The organism is Candidatus Eisenbacteria bacterium (assembly GCA_030017955.1).
Lineage (GTDB): Bacteria > Eisenbacteria > RBG-16-71-46 > JASEGR01 > JASEGR01 > JASEGR01.
On the sequence record JASEGR010000135.1, the window covers coordinates 1 to 3,695 of the forward strand.

Consider the following 3,695-nt stretch of genomic DNA (forward strand, 5'->3'; position numbering starts at 1 on the left):
CGCGCGTCTGGGCCTGCCGGAAGAGCCGGACCTCCAATTCCTCTTCCGTCAGTTCCGGTGGCAGAGGCCACCCAAGTCCGCTGGCCTCCAGCCGCTCCAGGTATTCGGCCACCGTGCTGCGCGCCACATTACAACTGCGCGCAATCTGCCGGATGCTCAACCCCGAGGCATTCAGCCTCGCTACTTCACTGATCTTACGCATGGACAACTGCTTTCTGGACATTCGTCTCTCCTTTCTGTTGTAGAAAGGCGAAACGATACGTCTCAGTTATCCAGCGTCGCTACTCTTCTCCGCTTCCCATTCCGGAATCCTGCCGGTCCCCATTCCGGTCAAGCCCCAAAACTGTCCGGTATCGTCCCGGATTCACTGTCCGGACACGTCCCGGATTCGGTGTCCGGAATGATCGCGGATTCAGTGTCCGGATCATCGCGGAATACGCACTTTCGACGGGGGGTTCTTGCTGACGTTTTGCGGCGGGGACCTTCTGAGCGTCTTTATCCCGTCGCTGGGCATCCTGTCTCGCGGCCAAGGGTCTGACCACTTCGGGTGCCCGAAGCTCCTCCGGCTTCTCGCTTGATTGGCCTTCCGGTGTCATTCCTCAGTCTTCCAGGCCTCATGCTTCGACTTGGTTCAGATGATCTTCAGCAACCGTTCCCGGATGGCGTCCACGGCGGACCGGGCCAGAATCAGGGAATCATGGGCCTCGGCCTCCGGGGGCGCTTCGTCTGAACCGGGGTAACGGAATTCCCAGGCAAAGACCGTCAGGTCGCGGGTAGGATTGAGGGCGTCTCTCAAGGAAGCGTCAATCTGCTCACAAGCGGACGCCAGTTCGTCGAGATCATGCGTCTTGCGGAAGGTGGTATCGTGTGCTGTCAGAAAGGCTTTCATGGCCTTCTCTGCCGCCTGCTGGCAGTGGAACAGCGCGTCTTCAACCAATGGCGGATCGGCTGCCAAGTCAACCTCCGCGCCTCGCAGGTCGTTATCCGCCTTCGCAAGCCAAGCCTGCACCTCCTGGCTCTTTTCATCCGCCATAGATCAGCCTCCCTTCGCGCGCGACGGTAGCGGGCAGGGATGTCACGACAGCCAATCCCTTCTCAAACTCCCTTCGCGTGAAAACGAGCACGTCCTTGGCAATTCCAATGTCGCACAGGGCACGGAATGCCTGCTGCTCCCGCTTGTAGCGCGGCAGCGGCGAATCTTGAACGACGACAAGGAAGTCGAAGTCGCTCTCCTCTGTGGCCTCACCGCGGGCGCGGGAGCCGAAAAGGTAAATACGCTCTGCGGGCATACTGCCGCGCAAGCGGCGAACCGATTCCGACAGCGGATCGGCGACGGCGGTTCGTGCGTTTGTTTCGATCATGGTTCCTCCTACTTCAGAACGCCGGATTGGTAACCCCTTTGAATGGTCTCGGCGACGTCGCGCGGCAACAGGCCGAGCAGTTGCGCAACCACATTGCGCAAGCCCTGCACATTGCCGCCATTGATGCACTGCCGGCCTTGATTGATGAGTCGCTCCGCGCTCTGCTGGTCGCTCATCTTGGCCCGTTCGTGAAGAAGGTAGTTGAAGAATCCGAGCCAGAAGCCCGGCTGGTCAAAGAGAATCTCCCGATGGACGTCAGCAAGCTGTTCCATCTTCTTCCGCAACGGCTCCGAGCGCTTCTGTTCGACCAGTTCGTCAATCTGCTCTCGGAGCTTTTCGGCCCGTTCCCGATGGTCGTTGTTGCCGTGCTGTTCGATAAGAGTGTCCAACTCGTCCAGCGCCTTCTTTGCCTCTGTCACGAGAGCCGGCCATTTCAGCAAATCCTCTGCCTTGTCCAGTTGAATCCGAAGTTCCAAGAGGCGCTTCTCCGCCTTGTTGGCGGAATCCGGGTCGCCCTTCGCCGCTTCAAGAAGCGCGCTCACTTCCTCCATGTCCGGCACTTTCTCAAGCAGCGCATTGGCGTTGTCGTCGGCTTCGCTTGCCTTGTCGGCAAGGTCTTCAAGTCTCTTGGCTTCCGCGTCGTACTGCTCCTGAAGCAGGCGTCTTTCCGGGTCCTTGGTGTTGTAGTCAATGACCGCCTCGAACTCCTCGTCGAGCAACGGGAGATATGCCTTGGCAAGCAGAGAACCAGGACCTTTCGCGTGCAAAGTGACTTCGATATCGCTTCCCACCGGTACGTCACGCCGGATCTGTGCTCCCACGATAACGAGTTCACCAAGTTTGCGGTTCCAGTCGGCCTTCTCCTCGTTGCCCTCCACGACGGGAATGCGAAGCATATCGCCACTTTCGCCCTTGCGGAGAGCGTACGTCGTCTTGAAGCCTCGGTAGCTGTGTGTCGCCGGATAGGCGTCACCCTTCTTGAAGAAGACTTCCTTCTCATTGTTAGCCAAGGCGACGGCGACAGCATTGCAGAAAGGCTGCTCGGAAATCGCCATGCCCACGGTGTAAGTCAGACTGTCGGGATGGACAATTTGCTTTGTCCCGCTCGCGTCAAACAGTTCAATTCCGAATGTGTTCTGACCGCCCTTTTCGGCCAGAAGGTTCAACTTGAACCGGCCGTCGGTCCTGAGGGGAATCTTGCCGCTGCGCCAATGAGTCTTCTGATTCACAAACTCTATCGTGAAATCTTCGACACTGGAGTCGGACCCGGCGCGTACCTCGCCGCGCACGGTGGGGTCTTCGTCCGCGCCGACCGGCTTGTATTTCAGGTCCAAGACGAACTGGCCGGCAACGGCCTTTGGAGCGCCAGCCGTTTCGATGCGTTGAGTTCCCGCAAACACTGCCGCGCCGCGTGCAACCACTGTCAACGGGTCAACGCTATGGTCGAGTTGGATTCCCAACTGCCCGCGCAGGATTTCCCGAAAGTGAGGCGCGAGCGTCGGGCCGCCAACGAGAATGACCTTCTCGATTGCGCTGGGTGCCATGTTCTTCTCTTGAAGGACGCGCTTGCAGATGTCGACGGAACGAAGGACAAAAGGCTCTGCGACTTCCACAAGGGCATTCCGCGTCAGTTTGGACTCGAAGTCAACGCTTTGGCCTTCTGCGTGTTCGAGTTTACATTCCAAGAACGCGGAATCACTACGGGACAGTTGAATCTTCGCAGCTTCGGCCTGATTCTTCAAACGGGCCAAGGTGGCACGCCAACGCTTGTTCGCGCGAGAAAGTTCCGGGAAATTGTAGTCTTTCGCTAGCGCGGGTATGATCAGCTTGTCAATGAGCATCCTGTCAATGTCCGAACCGCCCAGGTAGTTGTCACCGCCGTGATTGACAACGGCGGTGCGCCCCGTTTTTCGAACCACTTTGAAGGCTAGTTTATACTAACGCCTCATCGAGGCTGAAAGCCATGTTGTTTCAAGAACTGAGCAGGCGAAACATTCCCCAAGGAAGCGTGACGCCGGATATCCTTATAGTACAGCATGCCCCGTTCGACAACTCGAATCACACCGATGAGATCCCTCTGGTCCCAGAGGATCGACGCATTCTCCTCTTTGAAGTGACTGTTGAAGGATTCCATCTCGGTGTTGTCCCGAGCTCCGTTGAGCGCATAGGACACCCGGACATGATCCTGCAAGCGAACGTGGCGCAACCACTCGTGACTGGTATACACCGGGTCTTGGTCGTGATGGACAATGGCGGTCGCCAGTTCGATGCCGAGATGCTGAAGATTTGCGCGTGCCCGCTTCCACGCCGCCAACGCCAAAGCGCTGGTCTTCG

At 58.1% G+C, this 3,695-nt stretch carries 5 protein-coding genes; all 5 read right to left on the reverse strand.

The genetic code is table 11. The features are described 5' to 3' along the window. Window positions 1-202 (reverse strand): helix-turn-helix domain-containing protein (locus QME66_12845; protein ID MDI6809839.1); only part of this gene is annotated, 202 nt, incomplete at its 3' end. Window positions 203-631: 429 nt separating this feature from the next. After that, on the reverse strand, window positions 632-1,033 hold the full coding sequence (locus QME66_12850; protein MDI6809840.1) for a HEPN domain-containing protein: 402 nt from the start codon (window positions 1,031-1,033) through the stop codon (window positions 632-634). Next, window positions 1,023-1,361, reverse strand: coding sequence for a nucleotidyltransferase domain-containing protein (locus QME66_12855; protein ID MDI6809841.1), 339 nt, complete (start codon window positions 1,359-1,361; stop codon window positions 1,023-1,025). The genes QME66_12850 and QME66_12855 overlap by 11 nt, the downstream gene beginning before the upstream one ends. An 8-nt stretch (window positions 1,362-1,369) precedes the next feature. Beyond that, window positions 1,370-3,280 carry an Hsp70 family protein gene (locus QME66_12860; GenBank protein ID MDI6809842.1) on the reverse strand — a complete coding sequence of 637 codons (1,911 nt, stop codon included), beginning with the start codon at window positions 3,278-3,280 and terminating at the stop codon, window positions 1,370-1,372. 26 nt (window positions 3,281-3,306) lie between these two features. After that, on the reverse strand, window positions 3,307-3,695 hold a 389-nt coding region (locus tag QME66_12865), incomplete at its 5' end, for a hypothetical protein (protein ID MDI6809843.1).